The following is a 16,097-nucleotide window of genomic DNA, read 5'->3' on the forward strand; positions in this document are numbered from 1 at the left end:
GAGCCCCCGCCGCCGGAGCCCGGTGACGCCCCTGTGCCACACTTGCGCGCGCCCACCGGCGCACACCCGACTCAGGAGACCAGGCTCGCGGCATGACCCTTCCCGGCATCGAAGAGATCCGTGCGCTCCACGAGAAGTACGCGCCCACCCGGGAAGCGTTCGACCTCGTGTACACGCACTGCGAGATCGTGTGGCACCTCAGTGCCCAACTCCTCGCGACGGCACCGCTGGAGTGGGACGGCGAGCTGGTCCGGGCCGGCGCCCTGCTCCACGACATCGGCGTCTACCACCTCTACGACGCCGACGGGAACCTCGACGGCGGCGACTACATCCGCCACGGCGTGCTCGGGCACGAGATCCTGCGCGGCGAAGGGCTTCCCGAGCGGCTCGGCCGTTTCTGCTCCCACCACACGGGCGTCGGCCTCACCGAGCACGACATCCGCTCCCAACGGCTCCCGCTGCCGCCCGGGGACTATCTCGCGGAGACTGCCGAGGAGAGAGTGGTCATGTACGCCGACAAGTTCCACAGCAAGAGCACCCCGCCGAAGTTCCTGACGGCGCCCTCCTACGCCCGCTACGTCGCCCGCTTCGGGGCAAAGAAGGTCCACGCCTTCGACGCCCTGCGCGCGGAGTTCGGCGAACCCGACGTCACGTCACTGGCCGCACGCTACGGCCACCGTGTCGTATAGGGGCCGTGTTCAGCGCCGGACTCGGGCCTCCTCGGCCTGGCCCCACGGGCGCAGTTTCTCCGGGTTGCGGACCGCCCAGATCCGGGTGACGCGGCCGTCGGTCACCTCGAACGAGGCCACCGTCATGACGGTGCCGGCGCGCCGGGCCACCAGACCCGGCGTGCCGTTGACCGTGCGCTCCAGGAGTTCGAGCCCCGCAGCCCTGTCGGCGATGGCGACCATGTACTGGGCGATGCGCGTCCCGCCCTCGATCGGGCGCAGGGCGGCGCCGGCCATGCCGCCGCCGTCGGCGGTCATCACGGCGGCCGGGTCGAGGAGGTCGACGAGGGCCGCGATGTCCTTGGCCTGCCATGCCTCCTTGACGTGCCGTACGGTGTCGGCCTGCCCGGCCGCCGCCTCCGGGTCCCGCGCGAGACGCGCGCGCCGCCGGGCGGAGGCCGCGAGCTGCTTGCAGGCCGCGGGGGTCCGGCCGAGGACGTCGGCGATCTCGGCGAAGGGGTAGCGGAAGACGTCGTGCAGGACGAACGCCACCCGCTCTGCGGGTGTCATCGACTCCAGGACGACGAGGAACGCCATGCTCACCGATTCGTCCAGGACCATCTGGTCGGCCGGGTCGCTGCCGTGGCCGCGATCCCACTCCGCGCGGTCCGGCAGCGGCTCGGGCAACCAGGCGCCCACATAGCGCTCCCGCCTGGCCCGCGCCGAACCGAGCACGTCCAGACAGATACGGCCGGTCACCTTCGTCAGCCAGGCGCCGGGGGACACGATCTCCTCCCGCCGGCTGCGCGGCAGCGCGTACCAGCGCGCGTACGCCTCCTGCACCGCGTCCTCGGACTCGGCCAGTGAACCGAGCAACCGGTAAGCGACATTGATCAGTTGCCGCCGCTCACCGGCCGTCCCGTCGATGCCCGCCCCCACCGCCACCATGCTGCCGACCGCCCCCTCGCCTTACCTTTCGCAGGCCCGCGTCGTCGGGCTGGTGAGACCCTACCGATCCACTGCCCACGGGCGGAAAAGAGGACATGGCATGGCGACCCGGGCGACGACACAGCAGCGCTTCCCGTTCCTGCGCATGGCGATCACCCTGCAGACCCTGACCATCTTCCTGCAAGCGGTCTCCGCGGGACTGCTGCTCACCTCGTCCTACGGAGAGACGCTGCACAGCGTCGGCGCCCGCGTCATGTACGGGGCGTCGATGCTGTACGTGCTCGCGGCGGTGCTGGCGTGGAAGCCGGGCGGCGGCTCGCCCCGGCCCGTCTGGCACGCGTCCGGCTTCCTCGTCCTCGCCTCGGTCCAGGTCGTGCTCGGCATCGCTCACATACCGGCGGTCCATCTCCCGCTGGGCGTGCTGATGTTCGGGCTGAGCCTGCTGGCGCTGGCACGCCGCTGAAGGCCCTCGGCGGTCGAAGGCCCTCGGCGGTCACCTCACACCCGGTCGGCCACGATGAGCAGGTACTGGAAACTGCCGTTGCGGTAGGCGGTCACGAAGGTCTCCTCGATGCCCGTGGCCAGGTGGTCGGCCTCACCGCGCAGCTCCCAGTAGGGAAGCGCCGCCTGGGTGAGGTCCTCGACGTGCACGGGGACCAGCCGGTTGCGGGCCATGGCGCGGAAGTAGGCGGAGCGGGGGTGGATGTCGCAGATGTAGTGCGCGTTGATGAGGGACACCTCACGCGAGGCGCGCCCGTAGGCGTCGTTGTAGCAGCCGGTGATCACGGCGTAGCGTCCGCCCCGGCGCAGCAGCCGGGCGTGCTCGGCGAACAGCAGGTCCAGCTCCACGTACATGGTGGACTCGTTGTTCCAGGACGCCCCGTACGCGCCGGAGGCGAGGCCGGTGTCGAGCATGTTGCGGTGGTGGTAGCGGACCTTGCCGTCGATGCCGCGCTTGCGTGCCTGCTCGTTGGCGAAGTCGGCCTGCTTGGCGGAGATCGTGACGCCGTCTGCGTGGCAGCCGTACCGCAGGTGCGCCACCACACTGCCGCCGCCGCGCCCGCACCCGGCGTCGAAGACCCGGTCGGTGGGGGAGAGCGCGCCGAGGTGGGAGGCGAGGAGTTCGGCCTGCGCGTGCTCCAGGCGGTGCAGTTCCCCGGTGATCCGCTCGCGGCGCAGGTCCGGGTCGGGTTCGTCCAGGACCGTCCGGTCGGCCTCCCCGATGCCGTAGTGGTGGTGGTAGAGGTCGTCGATCCTTCCGAGTTCCAGGTTGACCGGGTTCTCCTCGGTGTTCCAGTAGTCCGCGACGCGGCTCTGGTACCGGGACTGGGCCGGCAGCGGGGCGGACGTGGTGCTGGGCTGGACGATGGTCAACGTGACTCCTTGCTGCGGTGCTCTGGACGGCCGGACCGGGTGGCGCGGCTCACCAGTAGTTCGGCAGGTGGTAGCGGTGGCTGTTGGTGGCATGCCACTCGTGGTTGCCCGACACCCAGTCGGACAGGCCGCGGACATACCGTTCGACCAGGGGCGAGAGCGAGGACACCGCGGCGGACTCCTGCTCGAACGCGTCCATGATCTCGTTGTGGATGTCGACGCTCCTGAGGTACGCGGCCTTCAGTCCGCACCGGTCGTTGGCGGCGACCACCTGAGGGAGGTTCAGGTGCTCGGGATCGCTGGCCAGTTCCTTGGTGAAGGAGTACAGGTCGTTGACGATGGTCGTGGCGTTGCAGGCGAGGGCCGTGATCCGCTGGATCTCGGGGCGGGCGTAGACGGCTTCGGGCAGTTCGTAGCCGTCGACGGCGTCGACGATGGACAGGCAGGGGCGGAAGTTGTTGAACTGCCGCATGACCAGGTACTCCCAGATCCGCGGCCGGTGGTGTGTCTCGGCCCAGGACGCCTCGGCGAGATAGCCCAGGTGCAACCGGGCGATGTCGTGCACGAGCCGGTCCGCCTGGCTGGGGGTGGCGAGGGCCGCGTAGTCCTTCATGGCCCAGTGGTAGGAGCGCAGCGGGCCGTCGGCCTGCACTCCGTGGCGCCACTCCTCCTCCATACGGGGGGTGCTGTGGAAGGGGTCGAGGGCCGACTGGGCCGTGATCAGCCGGCCGCCGAGGCCGCGCCGTGCGCCGCCCCTGCCCTCGTCCTCCTCGCAGTAGCAGCTGTCGACGATGTTCTCGGCCAGCAGCAGCTTCCCGGCGGCGGTGAGCCGCTCCAGGTCGGCCGCGCCGGGATGTTGCAGGACCACGGCCCGGCCGAACTGGAACTGGGCGAAGTCGCCCGTCCACCGCGGCGGGAACAGGTCGAGGCCGCGGGCCCAGGCCTCCAGCCTGCGGTCGATCTCCGCGGCCTTCTCCGGATCGGCGGGTGCGGCGGGCCGGTGTTTCAGCCCGGGAACGGCCCCGCCCCGCCGGGCCCGCAGGCTGCCGGCGGGGTTCGGCGGGCCGGGCAGGGGGAACGCGGCGGCGCGCGCGGACGTGCTCATGATGATGTGCTCCACCCGGTCAGTCGGCTGTCCTGCCGATCTGGACGTTCTCCAGGACTCCGGCCGCGTCGGGCACGAGGACGGCCAGCGAGTAGTAGGCGGTGACGAGGTAGTTGACGATGGCGGCCTTGTCGATGCCCATGAACCGCACGTTCAGGCCGGGCTGGAACTCCTCGGGGATCCCGGTCTGGTAGAGCCCCACGACCCCCTGGTCGGCCTCGCCGGTGCGCAGCGCGAGGATGCTCGTGGTGTGCGTGTCGCTGATCGGGATCTTGCCGCACGGGAAGATCGGCACTCCGCGCCAGGCAGGGACCTGGTGGCCGTCCACGTCCGCCGAACCCGGCACCAGACCGCGCTTGTTGCACTGCCGGAAGAACGCGGCGATCGCCTTCGGATGGGCGACGAACAGCCGTGTCTTGCGGCGCATCGAGAGCAGTTCGTCCATGTCGTCGGGGGTCGGCGGTCCGGTGAACGTACTGATGCGCTGACCGTGGTCGGCGTTGTGCAGCAGCCCGAACTCCCGGTTGTTGACCAGTTCCCACTCCTGTCGCTCACGGATCTCCTCCACGGTGAGCCGGAGCTGCTGCTGGGTCTGGTCCATCGGGTCGTTGTAGAGGTCGGCGATCCGGGTGTGCACCCGCAGCACCGCCTGCGTCAGCGACAGCTCGTACTCGCGGGGCGCCAGGTCGTAGTCGACGAACCCGCCGGGCAGGGTGGGCTCTCCGGTGTGGCCGGCCTGGACCGGTACGTCCGCCTCGCCCTTGCGGTTCATCGGCAGCCGCCGGCGCTCCGCGTGGGCGGCCAGGTGCTCGGCGAGGGACGGCACCCGGTCCGTGAACTCCCGGACCGTCTCCCAGGGCAGGACCAGCAGCACGCCCGCCGTCTCGGCCCGTACGGAGGACAGCCAGCGCGGGTCGGTCCGGCCGATCGCCTCGTCCCCCATCTGGTCGCCGTCGGTGACGACGCCGATGATCTCCTCCTCACCGTACTTGCCGACGGCGAACCGGGTGAAGCGGCCGTGCACGACGAGGTAGGTCTCCGTGACGGGGCGGCCGGCCTCGACCAGCACCTGTCCCGCCCGCACTTCCCGCACCCGGAAGCGCCCGGCGATCTCCCCGAGGACGTCGAGGTCGTCGTAGCCGCGCAGGGCCGGGAGCTCCGTCAGGGTCCGGGGGATCACCCGGACGTCGTCGGCGCCGTTGTGCTCGAACTGGACCCGCCCGCGGCCGACCCGCAGGTGCAGGCGCCGGTTGACCCGGTAGGTGCCGCCCTTGACGTCCACCCAGGGCAGCATTTTCAGCAGCCACCGGGACGTGATGGCCTGCATCTGCGGTTCGGTCTTGGTGGTGGTCGCCAGTTGGCGTGCGGCGCGCGTGCCGAGGCTGGTGAGGGCGCTGTCCGCGGGGTCTTGGGTGGCGGGTTCCTCGGGGGCGGGACCGGTGACGCTGTCCGGTACTGACACATTCCCTCCGTAAGGTGACGAGAGGTGAGCGCGGCGACCGGTGGTGAACGGGGCGGTCAACGGGACGGCCGTGCGCAGAACCAGCCAAACAGCCGAGCGCGGCCTGCGGTACGGCGTGAAGAGGGCGCGCTCGCGCCAGGGATGCGCAAACCTCGCCGTGGAGGCGGAGCGGCGCACGATCACGCCTTCGCACGCCGGGTCACTGCCTCACGTGCCCCGTGTGCCGCGCCGCGGAACACACACCGGCTCCCGGCTCCGCATGAGCACCGGCCGCCGGCTCGCCATCCGCACCGGCTGCCGCCTCCGCACACGTGTCGGCACCCCGTCCCGACGCGTGCGCCGGCTCACGGGTGGGGTGTCTCCCTTCGCGCCGAGGGCTGTGCCACACCCCTGCCGACCGGATGCCTCACCTCGTGCCGGGGGCCGAGTCGTCGTCCTTCTGCCAGGCGCCGACGCCGAGTTTCCCCGTCGTGCCCAGGTCCAGCTCGGGGGTGACCGTCACCGCGGCGGCGCCGGGCTTCGCCACCACCCGCACGTAGGGAACGTCGACGGGATCGCTCCCCAGTCCGGTGGTGTTGCGCCAGACCAGTTCGGCGTGCGCGCTCCGGCCGGGCTCCAGCACCAGGGGCCGGGGCGCGGCGTCGGCACCCGTACCGGTGGCGATCGACGAGCCGCCGTGCAGGATCCTGACCCCGTCGACCGGTGCGTCGTGCCGCCCGCGTGACCCGCGCCCTCGGCGACACGGTCGTCGTACGGCGGGCGGCCGCACCGTTCACACCGCTCGCCGCGGGCGGCGACGCCATCTGGGGCAGCGGTGTGCGCTGTTCCCTCGGGTTCGACGTGTCGGTGAGCGGCGCCCCCTACTTCCTGACCGCCGGCCACTGCGGCAACGACTCCTGGAACTGGTCCGGCACCCAGGGCGGCCAGGAGATCGGCCAGACCTTCGACTCGCACTTCCCCGGCACCGACTACGCGCTGGTCCAGTACGGGGACGGAGGCGCCGACCCCCCAGCGCCGTCGACCTCTACGACGGCGGCGTCCAGCAGATCACTCAGGCGGCCGACGCCTACGTCGGCGAGCGTCCAGCGCAGCGGCAGCACCACGGGCGTCCACGGCGGGACGGTCACCGGGCTGGACGCCACCGTGAACTACCAGGCGGGGTCGGTCTCGGGCCTCATCGACACCGACGTGTGCGCCGCACCCGGTGACAGGGGCGGCTCCCTCTTCGACGGTGACACGGCGATCGGACTCACCTCGGGCGGCAGCGGCGACTGCACCTTTGGCGGAGAGACGTCCTTCCAGCCGGTGACCGCGGCGCTCGCCGCGGAGGGCGCCACCATCCCCTGATCCAGCCCACACCGCCGCCCCCGGCCGGTCCGCGCGAAAGGGCCGGCCGGGGGTCTCCCGCACGGTGGGCGCAGTCCGCGCGATCGCGGGGACGCCGTACGGGGAAGCGCCTGCCCCGGTGTGGCCGTCGCGCATCTCCGTAGCGCACCCGCCGGGCGTGCACTTGTGACGCGTGCGCCGCCGCGAGGTCGTGGCAGCCCCGCCCCGCAGGGGGCGCGAATCAGCCCGCGACGAGCACCCGCCAGTCCCGCGAGCCGATGTCGGCGGGGGTGCCGTCGAGGATCCGGGCGGTGCGCGCCGCCGGTTCCAGGGCGACCGTCGCCAGACTCGCCCAGCGCCGGCCGAGCGGCTCGGCCAGGTCCGGCAGGCAGGTCACCGGCGGCTCGCCGTCCCCCGTCACGAGGAAGCCCGCGAGGTCGTCGGGCGTGTCCGGCGCCCCCCGGCGGGCGAGACGCGCGCGCACGAAGTCGCGGCGCTCACCCGAGTCGGGCTGGTAGAGCCACGTCTTCTCGCCGCCCGCGGGCACCGGGGTGAGGAAGTGATTCGTGCGCAGGAACGTACCGTCCTCGGGTTCCACGCAGAACACACCGACGGGGCTCAGGTCGAGCAGGACGGCGTCCGCCTCGTCGAAGAGCGCGAACGACCCGGACGAGGCGAGTGGCGCTCCCCGCACGATCTCGACGGCCTCCGCGACACTGCCCGCCTCTTCCAGGACGACCGCCGCGAGCACGTGCACGGGGACCCCGCCGACGCGGTCGCGGACGTGCCCGAGGATGTTGAAGTGCAGGGCGAGACCGGCGCTGTTGACACCGATCTTGCCGAGGATGCCGTCCTCGGTGAGACCGACGACGTCGTGCCTGCCGCCCCGCACCTCCACCGTGTGCCACAGCGCGCTCAGTTCCACGTGCCAGTCCCACGTCTGCACACCGAACGTACGTGGCTCCCGACCGCCCCCGCCCGCGACGCGGCGCACGACCGTGGTGCACTCGCCGGGCGGCACCGTGCTGCTGCGGGCCAGGATCTCGGTGCGCGCGTTGAGGGCGGCGACACGCCACGGCTCGACATGGGCCCCCCGCGCGATGCCCTCGATCTCGGCCCGGGCTCCCGGCCGGAAGGCGCCGATCGCGTCGAGGGTGCGTTCGGCGTCCGCGCGCACGCCGGCCGGAGTGATGCCCCCGAGGGCGAAGAGCCGGTCGTACACGTCGATCGTGGCGGGAAGGGTGCCGCGCAACTGCTCGCCGCGGGCGGCACCGCGCTCGTGCGGGCCGGCGGCGACGGCCTTCACGTGGCGGCGGTGTGCGGGGCGGGGGATCGACGTCGTGGTCACGAGCGTCCTTTCGTGGGGGAGGCGGGCGTGTGCGGCTGCACGGCGCCGCCGACGACCGTCGCGAGGACGGCGTTGGCGGGCTGCGCCTCCGGGGGGAGGCCCAGCGGGTCGTCGGCGAAGACGGTGAGGTCGGCGAGGTAGCCCGGTGCGATCCGCCCGAGTTCGGCGCGGGCACCGGCCGCGTACGCCGCCGCGGCGGTCATGCCGGCGTAGGCCTCGCGGGCGGAGAGGGCCTGGCCGGGCTGCACCGGCGCGGTGTCCGGTTCCTCCACCGGGCGGCGCAACTGGCAGTCGGCGAGCCCGACGCGCGGGTCGCCGGGACCGATGGGCCAGTCCGAGCCGAGCGCGACGACGGCGCCGTGGTCCAGGAGGTCGCGGGTGCGCCAGCCGCGCGCGACGCGGTCGGGGCCGATGCGCCGCGACCAGTTGTCGGTGCCGTCCGCGCGCGTGTGCCGGGTGCCGTGCACGGGCTGGAGACCGGCCACCACGCCGAGCCGCGCGAACCGGTCCAGCAGGTCGTCGGGGATGGACTCGACGTGCTCGACACGGTGCGGGGCGCGGGCCACCGGCCCGGCCTCCTCGATGACGTCGAGGGCGAACCGTACGGCCCGGTCGCCGATGGCGTGCGTGGCGGTCGGGATGCCCCGCTCGGCGAAGAAGCGCACGGCGGCGCGGTAGGCCTCGACGTCGCGCCACAGCGGCTCGCGGTTCTCACCGTGGCTGTCCGGGCGGTCGAACCACGCGGTGCCGTTGTCCGCCGTCCCGTCCAGCATGAACTTGGCGCCCTCGACGTGCCAGCGCCGCCCCCGCAGCCCCTGGAGGCCGGCGACGCGCTGCCACTCGTCCGGGGGCGAGTCGGCCGGCACCAGCGGGGAGCAGCGGATGCGCAGGGGCAGCTCCCCGTGTTCCTCGATGTGCCGGTACACCGCTTCGGAGGGCTCGGAGAAGTCGAGCGCGTGCAGACCGGTGAGGCCGCCGCGCGCGAGGAGCGCGAGCTGGTGGCGCACGTATCCGGCGGCGGTGTCCAGCGGTACGTCGGGGTAGTGCGCCAAGACCAGGTCCATGGCCTGGAGTTCGACGACGTGTCCGGTCGGCAGACCGTCCGGGCCGGCCTCGACGCAGGAGGCGTCGGTGAACGTCTCCCGGCCGGTCAGTCCGGCGATCCCGGCGGCGCGGGGACTGACGACGAGCGCGTGCGCGTCGCGCGTCATCAGCGAGATCGGCCGGCCGGGGAGGCATTTCTCGAACAGCCGGCCGGTGGGGGGTCCGTCGAACACGTTCACATCGAGGTCGTAGCCGGTGATCCACTCGTCGGTCGTCCGTCCCCGCGCGGCCTCGGCGAGACGGGCGCACACCTCGTCCAGGGTGGCCGCGCCGGACAGGTCCACGCCGCTGCCGATCGAGATCGACCCCCACACGGGGTGGGCGTGCGCGTCCACCAGGCCGGGCAGGATCGTGGCGCCCGGGAACTCGTGGACGGCGGTGCGGGGGCCGCGCAGGGGAGCGAGGGCGGACGCGTCGCCCACGGCGACGACTCGGCCGTCGCTGATCGCGACCCCGACGGCGAGCGCGTCGCCCCCCGGGCCGGCCGGCCCGCGGGGCCCGACGGCGGCCTCGGCCGGTGCGCCGGCCGAGGTGCCGATGGGTACGGCGGCCGGTCCGCCGGGCGGACCGTCGACCGCTTCGTCGGCCGGTTCGTCGGCCGTGTCCTGCGCCGGTTCCTCGGCCAGGTCCGCCACGACGTGCCGGGCGAGCAGGATGACGTCGCAGTGCACTGGTTCCTCCAGGAGGTGAGGCGCCGGTCAGGCGCGCGGGATGGTCCGGAGGGCGCGGGCCGTCCCCCAGTAGACGGCGGCGGCCGTGATCATGCCGGACGGGATCGACAGGTCCACGGACTCCGTGACGCGGGCGATCGGACCGGTCCAGAAGGTTGTGTTCACCCACATCGCGGACACCAGGCCGCCGACGGCCAGCGCGAGGACGCCCGCCCAGTGGACGCCGCGCCGGTACCAGAACGGGCCGCCGCGCTCCTGCCCGAGCAGGGCGGCGCCGTTGTAGCGGTTGCGGCGCATGACGAGGTCGGTCACTGCCACCGCCATCGCCGGGCCCGTCACCACGACCACCAGCTGCAGCATGGTGTTGACACTGGTCAGGAAGTCGAAGACGAGGATCGCGTACAGCGTCATGGCGGTGCCGAGGACGCCGATGATCAGCACCGCGGGGATCCGGGCGAGGCGGACGCCGACCGACTGGATGGACAGGCTCGCGCTGTAGGCGGTCATGCCGTTGTTCGTCATCGTGTTGACGACGACCGCGATGACGAACACGGGGATGAACCAGCCCGGCAGGATGCTCTCCAACGCGCCTTCCGGGTCGCTCATGTCGAGGCTGGTCGCGGCGAGCGCGCCGACGCCGGTGAACACGACGCTCGGCAGGTACGCACCGAAGGCGGTCCATCCGGCGATGGCGGCCGGGCTGCTGTCCCGGGGGAGGTAGCGGGCGAGGTCCGGACTGTTGCTGTACGACAGCGGCGTGGAGGCGATGATCGTGAAACCGGCGCCCAGGGTGGCGGCGAGCGCGGTGCCCCCGAGCGGGGCGGCCGGGGCGTACGACCAGTCCGCGTGCGCGAGCACGTACCCCGTCACGACGACGAAGACGACGGTCAGCACCACGCTCAGCGCGGTGTAGAGACGGACGATCGTCGCGTACCCGAAGATCGCGATCAGCAGGGTGCCGCCGGCGATCAGACAGATGACGGCCGCGTCGACGGACGGGTTGTCCGGCAGGCCGGTCCTGCCCGCCAGGCCGATGCCCGCGACGGACGCGGCGGACCAGTTCAGGGCCAGGTAGGCCGCGGCGATGAGCCAACCGGTCAGGACCAGCACGACCTTGTTGCCCACCACGCCGTACATGGCGCGCGAGATGACCGACCCGCTCGTGCCGGCCGCCGGACCGCTGGCCGCGACGATGCCGGTACAGATCCACAGCAGGTTCCCGACGAGGATCACGCCGAAGACCTGCGGGAGCGTGAGCCCCGTCAGGACCAGGGTGGCCCCGACGACGAAGCTCAGGTAACTGACGTTCGGTGCCGCCCAGACCGCGAACAACTGGCGTGGCCGCCCGCTGCGTTCGTCCGCGGGTACCTGGTCGATGCCCCGGGTCTCCATGTGCCCCGCGCGCTCGGGTCCCTGCCCCTCCAGGGGGCCGGGGGAGGAAGTGGGGTTCGTCGTCGTCATCGAGGCCTCTCGGGTCCGCGGACCGCGTCCCACTTATTGGGCGCGTGGCCAACTGTGTATTGGTCGCACATCCAATAACGTGTCTCCCATGACGTCAAGACCTCGGCCGGCAAGGATCCGCAAGCAGCCCGGCGAGCGCCGCGCGGAGATCGTGCGGACCGCCGCGCGGATCGCGCTGGAGGAGGCGCTCGAACGCGTCACCCTGCGGCGCGTCGCCGACGAGCTGGGCGTGCGCCCCGGACTCGTCGGCCACTACTTCCCGGCGGCGGGCGACCTCGTGAGCGAGGCGTTCACCCATGCCGCGACCGGTGAGCGCGCCGCACTCCTGCCGGAGGGCGAACGGGCGCTGCCCCCGTCGAGCGGCTGGCCCGCTTCCTCGTGCGGCTCACCGACGGCGAGTACCGCGACCTCGGCAGGCTGTGGCTCAACGCCCGCCACCTGAGCCGGTTCGGTGCCGGGCTGCGCTCGGCCGTGGCCGCACAGGAGTCCGTCACGCGCGGCGCCCTCGCGGACCTCATCGAAGAGGGCGCCCGCGCGGGGGACTTCGAGGTCGACGACGCGCTCGGGGCGGCGCTGCACATCCTCGTCACGGTCGACGGCCTCGGCGCGTACGCCAACGACGACGAGCAGGTCGCGCATCCGGCCCTCGACGACATGGTGATCGCCGTGGCCGAACGCCTGCTGGGCCTGGCCCCCGGCACGCTCCGCGCCCGTGCCTGACCTGCCGGGACCCGGCCGGCGCGCTCCGGTTCCGGGCCGGCCCGGCAGGGCTTTGCCGGTGCGTCCCCGGTCCGCGCGCGACCTCACGCGCCCCGGCCGGCGCGAAGGGTTTTGCATGACCATGCGTGAGGGTGCATACTCTTCCCATGTCCAAGGTCCTCACCTCCCTTCCGGCCGGCGAGCGTGTCGGCATCGCCTTCTCCGGCGGCCTCGACACCTCGGTCGCCGTCGCGTGGATGCGCGACAAGGGCGCCGTCCCGTGCACGTACACCGCCGACATCGGCCAGTACGACGAGCCCGACATCGCCTCGGTGCCCGACCGCGCGAAGACCTACGGCGCCGAGATCGCGCGCCTGGTCGACTGCCGCGCGGCGCTGGTCGAGGAGGGCCTGGCCGCGCTCACCTGCGGGGCGTTCCACATCCGCTCGGGCGGGCGCGCCTACTTCAACACCACGCCGCTCGGCCGTGCCGTCACCGGCACCCTGCTGGTCCGGGCGATGCTGGAGGACGACGTCCAGATCTGGGGCGACGGCTCGACCTTCAAGGGCAACGACATCGAGCGGTTCTACCGCTACGGCCTGCTCGCCAACCCGCAGCTGAGGATCTACAAGCCCTGGCTGGACGCGCACTTCGTGACCGAGCTGGGCGGTCGCAAGGAGATGTCGGAGTGGCTCCTCGCCCACGACCTGCCCTACCGCGACAGCACGGAGAAGGCGTACTCCACCGACGCCAACATCTGGGGCGCCACCCACGAGGCCAAGACGCTGGAACACCTGGACACCGGGGTGGAGACCGTCGAGCCGATCATGGGTGTGCGGTTCTGGGACCCCGAGGTCGAGATCCCCACCGAGGACGTGACGATCGGCTTCGACCAGGGCCGCCCGGTGACGGTCAACGGCAAGGAGTTCGCCTCCGCGGTCGACCTGGTGATGGAGGCCAACGCCATCGGCGGCCGGCACGGCATGGGCATGTCGGACCAGATCGAGAACCGCATCATCGAGGCCAAGAGCCGCGGCATCTACGAGGCCCCCGGCATGGCCCTGCTGCACGCCGCTTACGAACGCCTGGTCAACGCCATCCACAACGAGGACACCCTCGCCCAGTACCACACCGAGGGACGGCGCCTGGGCCGGCTCATGTACGAGGGCCGCTGGCTGGACCCGCAGGCCCTGATGGTCCGCGAGTCGCTGCAGCGCTGGGTCGGCGCGGCCGTCACCGGCGAGGTGACCCTGCGGCTGCGGCGCGGCGAGGACTACTCGATCCTGGACACCACCGGCCCCGCGTTCAGCTACCACCCGGACAAGCTGTCCATGGAGCGCACCGAGGACTCGGCCTTCGGCCCGGTCGACCGGATCGGCCAGCTCACCATGCGCAACCTGGACATCGCCGACTCCCGCGCCAAGCTGGAGCAGTACGCCGCGATCGGCCTCATCGGCGCGGGCACACCGGCCATCGGCGCCGCCCAGGCCGCCGCGACCGGTCTGATCGGCAGCATGCCCGAGGGCGGGGCCGAGGCCATCGCCTCCCGCGGCGAGGGCTCCGACGACGAGATGCTGGACCGTGCCGCGATGGAGTCCGGCACGGACTGACCCGCAGCGCTCCGCAGGGCAGGCCCGGTACCGCTTGGGTGGCGCCGGGCCGGTCCGTACCCGGAGTCACGTACGCACACGCCCGCCGAGGGGCCGACGCTCACACACGCGTGCCGAGCGGCCGTCACGCAGGTGTGCTCACGGCCAGTCGCAGTGCAAGGTGGCCGGGCTCGAACCCCGGCAGACGCTGCTGTTCGGCGGCGCGACCGGAAACCTCGGCAGCGCCGCCGTCGCGCTCGCCCGGCCCCCGGGGCCGGCCCGGTCGTCGTCCCGGCCTGCCCGGGTCGCGACCGGGACGAGCGCGACCGCGCACCCTGCCCCCTGCTCTGCCCGAAAGTTCCTTGCCCCGGCCACCCGGCGGCCCGTCCCATGGAGGGAGGACTACCGGAGGGGTGGACTGACCGTCATGCGTGCGCGTCCGCAGGAGAACTCGGAACGAGAGCCGGGCGCCAAGCCCGCGGGGAGCCGTGCGCCTGCTCCCACCAGCTCGCAGGCCGCCTCCCTGCTCCACCTGCAACGCACGGCGGGCAACACGGCCGTGGCCCGGATGCTCGACCTCGAACGCCACAGTCACGGTCCGGGCTGCGGACACGATACGGCGCAGGACGAGGCGACGCCGGTCCAACGCTCCACCGTGCACGACGTGCTGCGCACGCCCGGCACGCCCCTGGAGCCGGTGCTGCGGGCGGAGATGGAGGCCCGGCTCGGCGCGGACTTCTCGGACGTGCGCATGCACACCGATCAGGCCGCACGGCGTTCGGCCGCCGAGGTGGGCGCTCGCGCGTACACGTCCGGCAGTCACGTGGTCGTGGGCGAGGGCGGCTCCGACCGGCACACGCTGGCGCACGAGCTGACGCACGTGGTCCAGCAGCGGAGCGGACCGGTCGCCGGCACCGACCACGGCGACGGCCTGCGGGTGAGCGACCCCAGCGACCGGTTCGAACGCGAGGCGGAGGCCAACGCCCACCGCGCCCTGGCCGCCCCGGCCCCCGCCGTGCAGCGGGCGGTGACGCAGGAGGGCGGTGACCACGGCCGGCAGCACGCGCCGGCCGCACCCGCCGTCCAGCGGGCTCCCGCCTTCCACCAGACCGAGGCCCCCGCCGAGTCCGACCGGGACGCCGCGCTGCGCATGCTGGACCGCGTCGCGCGCACCGCCGAGCGCGTCATCCTCACCTCGGACCCGAAGGCCAAGAACAAGTTCACCCCGCATCTCGCCGTCAATCTGCTGCCCGACGGCACCCTCGGTATCGCCGGCAACACCGGCAAGCGGGTGGTCACCGAGGAACAGCGCCAGAAGATCGACGCGGAGGTCAGGGGGTTCGCCGACGGCAGCGCCCCGCGGGCCGGCCACCACGGGTGGGGCTCGTCGTCGCACGATCGGCAGCGGGAACGGCAGGACCGCAGCAAGCTCCGCGCCCTGGACTCCGGTTCGTACGAGACGGCCCACCCCGAGTCCATCGAACTGGGCGCCATCCGCGAGGCGTTGCACAAGCCCCTCACCTGGTTCGAGGTCACCAGGCCGGTCAAGAAAGGCGTGCCCGCCCAGCACGGCGAGATGACGCTCCTGGGCCAGCAGGTCGCGGCCTGGAAGAAGGACCCCGGCGACCCGAACGCGCCCAGGACGGTGCACATGGGCGGCGTCAAGCTGGCCTGTGTCGCATGCCAGTGGGCGTTCGAGGCGGTCAACGAGCACATCGGCAGGCCGCTCGGCTACGAGGTGGTCGCCGCCGGGGCCCACGGTCAGTTCTTCCCCAACTGGTCCATGCCGCCGTGGATGCGCGGGGAGACCGCCGTGGTCGACGAGATCCGCCGCAGAGCGCAGGGGGTCGGCGCCACACTGACGTCCGACTGGGTGGTCGACGGCGAGATGGCCCACGGTGACTTCACCCACGACCCGGCGGATTCGGCGTCGGAATACGCGTCGGACTCCGGCTGAGCACCAAACCTCCGACTCACGGCCGACAGCAGGAACCACCCGTCTCCGGCCTACAGCACGGCTCGCGGGTCACCGGCTGCGGGGACGGACCGCGGGCTTCCGGCGGGGTCGGCCGGGCCAGGGGGCTGCAGCCGGCGGAACGGACCGTGGGCTTCTGGCGGGGTCGGCCGGGCCAGGGGCCTCCGGCTGCCGGAACGGATCGCGGGGACTCCGGCGGACCGGCCGGACCGGCCGGACCGGGGGAGCCCGGCCGACCGCGGGGGCCGTGGGGCCCCAGCCGACCGGTCGTTCCGCCGGGCCACGAGCGGCCACCGGATCGCCACACTCCTCCTGACCGGCCCAGCCTGACTGCCCGGACTGTCGATTTCCCGCTGATCTCCGGTCC

General features: G+C 72.8%; 14 protein-coding genes and 1 pseudogene. 7 read left to right on the forward strand and 8 right to left on the reverse strand.

Annotated features, from left to right (window positions below):
- Positions 1–92: 92 nt before the first annotated feature.
- Complete coding sequence (locus ACFC02_RS04755) at positions 93–689, forward strand: HD domain-containing protein (RefSeq protein ID WP_376352173.1); 597 nt, start codon at positions 93–95, stop codon at positions 687–689.
- A gap of 9 nt (positions 690–698) precedes the next feature.
- On the opposite strand, the gene sigJ is transcribed toward ACFC02_RS04755, so the two are convergent.
- Positions 699–1,616, reverse strand: coding sequence for an RNA polymerase sigma factor SigJ (sigJ, locus tag ACFC02_RS04760; protein WP_376352175.1), 918 nt, complete (start codon positions 1,614–1,616; stop codon positions 699–701).
- 100 nt (positions 1,617–1,716) lie between these two features.
- On the opposite strand from sigJ, the gene ACFC02_RS04765 reads away from it, so the two are divergent.
- Complete coding sequence (locus ACFC02_RS04765) at positions 1,717–2,079, forward strand: hypothetical protein (protein WP_376352178.1); 363 nt, start codon at positions 1,717–1,719, stop codon at positions 2,077–2,079.
- A gap of 35 nt (positions 2,080–2,114) precedes the next feature.
- On the opposite strand, the gene ACFC02_RS04770 is transcribed toward ACFC02_RS04765, so the two are convergent.
- The 4 genes and pseudogenes from ACFC02_RS04770 to ACFC02_RS04785 all read right to left on the reverse strand — a co-directional run.
- Entirely contained in the window at positions 2,115–2,990 is an 876-nt protein-coding gene (locus ACFC02_RS04770) for a geranyl diphosphate 2-C-methyltransferase (protein ID WP_376352181.1), read from the reverse strand.
- 49 nt (positions 2,991–3,039) lie between these two features.
- A complete protein-coding gene (locus ACFC02_RS04775) occupies positions 3,040–4,095 on the reverse strand; it encodes a family 2 encapsulin nanocompartment cargo protein terpene cyclase (protein WP_376352184.1) in 1,056 nt (351 codons plus the stop codon).
- 19 nt (positions 4,096–4,114) lie between these two features.
- The gene (locus tag ACFC02_RS04780) at positions 4,115–5,557 is read right to left on the reverse strand and encodes a family 2B encapsulin nanocompartment shell protein (protein WP_376352187.1); all 1,443 of its coding nucleotides are present in this window, start codon (positions 5,555–5,557) and stop codon (positions 4,115–4,117) included.
- Between the two features lie 406 nt (positions 5,558–5,963).
- A pseudogene (locus ACFC02_RS04785) lies at positions 5,964–6,260 on the reverse strand (DUF4232 domain-containing protein); the annotation flags it as partial.
- Between ACFC02_RS04785 and ACFC02_RS04790 the strand changes: the two are divergent.
- Positions 6,260–6,904 carry a S1 family peptidase gene (locus ACFC02_RS04790; protein ID WP_376352190.1) on the forward strand — a complete coding sequence of 215 codons (645 nt, stop codon included), beginning with the start codon at positions 6,260–6,262 and terminating at the stop codon, positions 6,902–6,904. The pseudogene ACFC02_RS04785 and the gene ACFC02_RS04790 overlap by 1 nt on opposite strands.
- Positions 6,905–7,124: 220 nt before the next feature.
- On the opposite strand, the gene ACFC02_RS04795 is transcribed toward ACFC02_RS04790, so the two are convergent.
- The 3 genes from ACFC02_RS04795 to ACFC02_RS04805 are packed head-to-tail and all read right to left on the reverse strand — an operon-like array spanning position 7,125 to position 11,467.
- Complete coding sequence (locus tag ACFC02_RS04795; RefSeq protein ID WP_376352193.1) at positions 7,125–8,231, reverse strand: C45 family autoproteolytic acyltransferase/hydolase; 1,107 nt, start codon at positions 8,229–8,231, stop codon at positions 7,125–7,127.
- Positions 8,228–10,006: an amidohydrolase gene (locus ACFC02_RS04800; protein WP_376352196.1), complete on the reverse strand. Its 1,779-nt coding sequence runs from the start codon at positions 10,004–10,006 to the stop codon at positions 8,228–8,230. The genes ACFC02_RS04795 and ACFC02_RS04800 overlap by 4 nt, the downstream gene beginning before the upstream one ends.
- 27 nt (positions 10,007–10,033) lie before the next feature.
- Positions 10,034–11,467 carry a purine-cytosine permease family protein gene (locus ACFC02_RS04805; protein WP_376352199.1) on the reverse strand — a complete coding sequence of 478 codons (1,434 nt, stop codon included), beginning with the start codon at positions 11,465–11,467 and terminating at the stop codon, positions 10,034–10,036.
- 88 nt (positions 11,468–11,555) lie between these two features.
- Between ACFC02_RS04805 and ACFC02_RS04810 the strand changes: the two genes are divergently transcribed.
- From ACFC02_RS04810 to ACFC02_RS04825, 4 genes are all read left to right on the forward strand, one after another.
- Complete coding sequence (locus ACFC02_RS04810) at positions 11,556–11,909, forward strand: TetR family transcriptional regulator (protein WP_376352200.1); 354 nt, start codon at positions 11,556–11,558, stop codon at positions 11,907–11,909.
- Positions 11,846–12,187, forward strand: a complete 342-nt coding sequence (locus ACFC02_RS04815) for a hypothetical protein (RefSeq protein WP_376352201.1) — start codon at positions 11,846–11,848, stop codon at positions 12,185–12,187. The genes ACFC02_RS04810 and ACFC02_RS04815 overlap by 64 nt, the downstream gene beginning before the upstream one ends.
- Before the next feature lie 146 nt (positions 12,188–12,333).
- Positions 12,334–13,776 carry an argininosuccinate synthase gene (argG, locus tag ACFC02_RS04820; RefSeq protein ID WP_376352202.1) on the forward strand — a complete coding sequence of 481 codons (1,443 nt, stop codon included), beginning with the start codon at positions 12,334–12,336 and terminating at the stop codon, positions 13,774–13,776.
- Positions 13,777–14,182: 406 nt separating this feature from the next.
- Positions 14,183–15,712 carry a DUF4157 domain-containing protein gene (locus ACFC02_RS04825; protein WP_376352203.1) on the forward strand — a complete coding sequence of 510 codons (1,530 nt, stop codon included), beginning with the start codon at positions 14,183–14,185 and terminating at the stop codon, positions 15,710–15,712.
- The last annotated feature ends 385 nt before the right edge of the window (positions 15,713–16,097 follow it).

Origin of the sequence: Streptomyces sp. NPDC056160 (assembly GCF_042268205.1) — a bacterium.
GTDB lineage: Bacteria > Actinomycetota > Actinomycetes > Streptomycetales > Streptomycetaceae > Streptomyces.

Excerpts from the sequence above, each read along its gene's own strand:
- ACFC02_RS04755 (WP_376352173.1), top strand. The coding sequence starts at position 93 with ATGACCCTTCCCGGCATCGAAGAGATCCGTGCGCTCCACGAGAAGTAC.
- ACFC02_RS04765 (WP_376352178.1), top strand. The coding sequence starts at position 1,717 with ATGGCGACCCGGGCGACGACACAGCAGCGCTTCCCGTTCCTGCGCATG.
- sigJ (WP_376352175.1), bottom strand. The coding sequence starts at position 1,616 with ATGGTGGCGGTGGGGGCGGGCATCGACGGGACGGCCGGTGAGCGGCGG.
- ACFC02_RS04805 (WP_376352199.1), bottom strand. The coding sequence starts at position 11,467 with ATGACGACGACGAACCCCACTTCCTCCCCCGGCCCCCTGGAGGGGCAG.
- ACFC02_RS04810 (WP_376352200.1), top strand. The coding sequence starts at position 11,556 with ATGACGTCAAGACCTCGGCCGGCAAGGATCCGCAAGCAGCCCGGCGAG.
- argG (WP_376352202.1), top strand. The coding sequence starts at position 12,334 with ATGTCCAAGGTCCTCACCTCCCTTCCGGCCGGCGAGCGTGTCGGCATC.
- ACFC02_RS04775 (WP_376352184.1), bottom strand. The coding sequence starts at position 4,095 with ATGAGCACGTCCGCGCGCGCCGCCGCGTTCCCCCTGCCCGGCCCGCCG.
- ACFC02_RS04825 (WP_376352203.1), top strand. The coding sequence starts at position 14,183 with ATGCGTGCGCGTCCGCAGGAGAACTCGGAACGAGAGCCGGGCGCCAAG.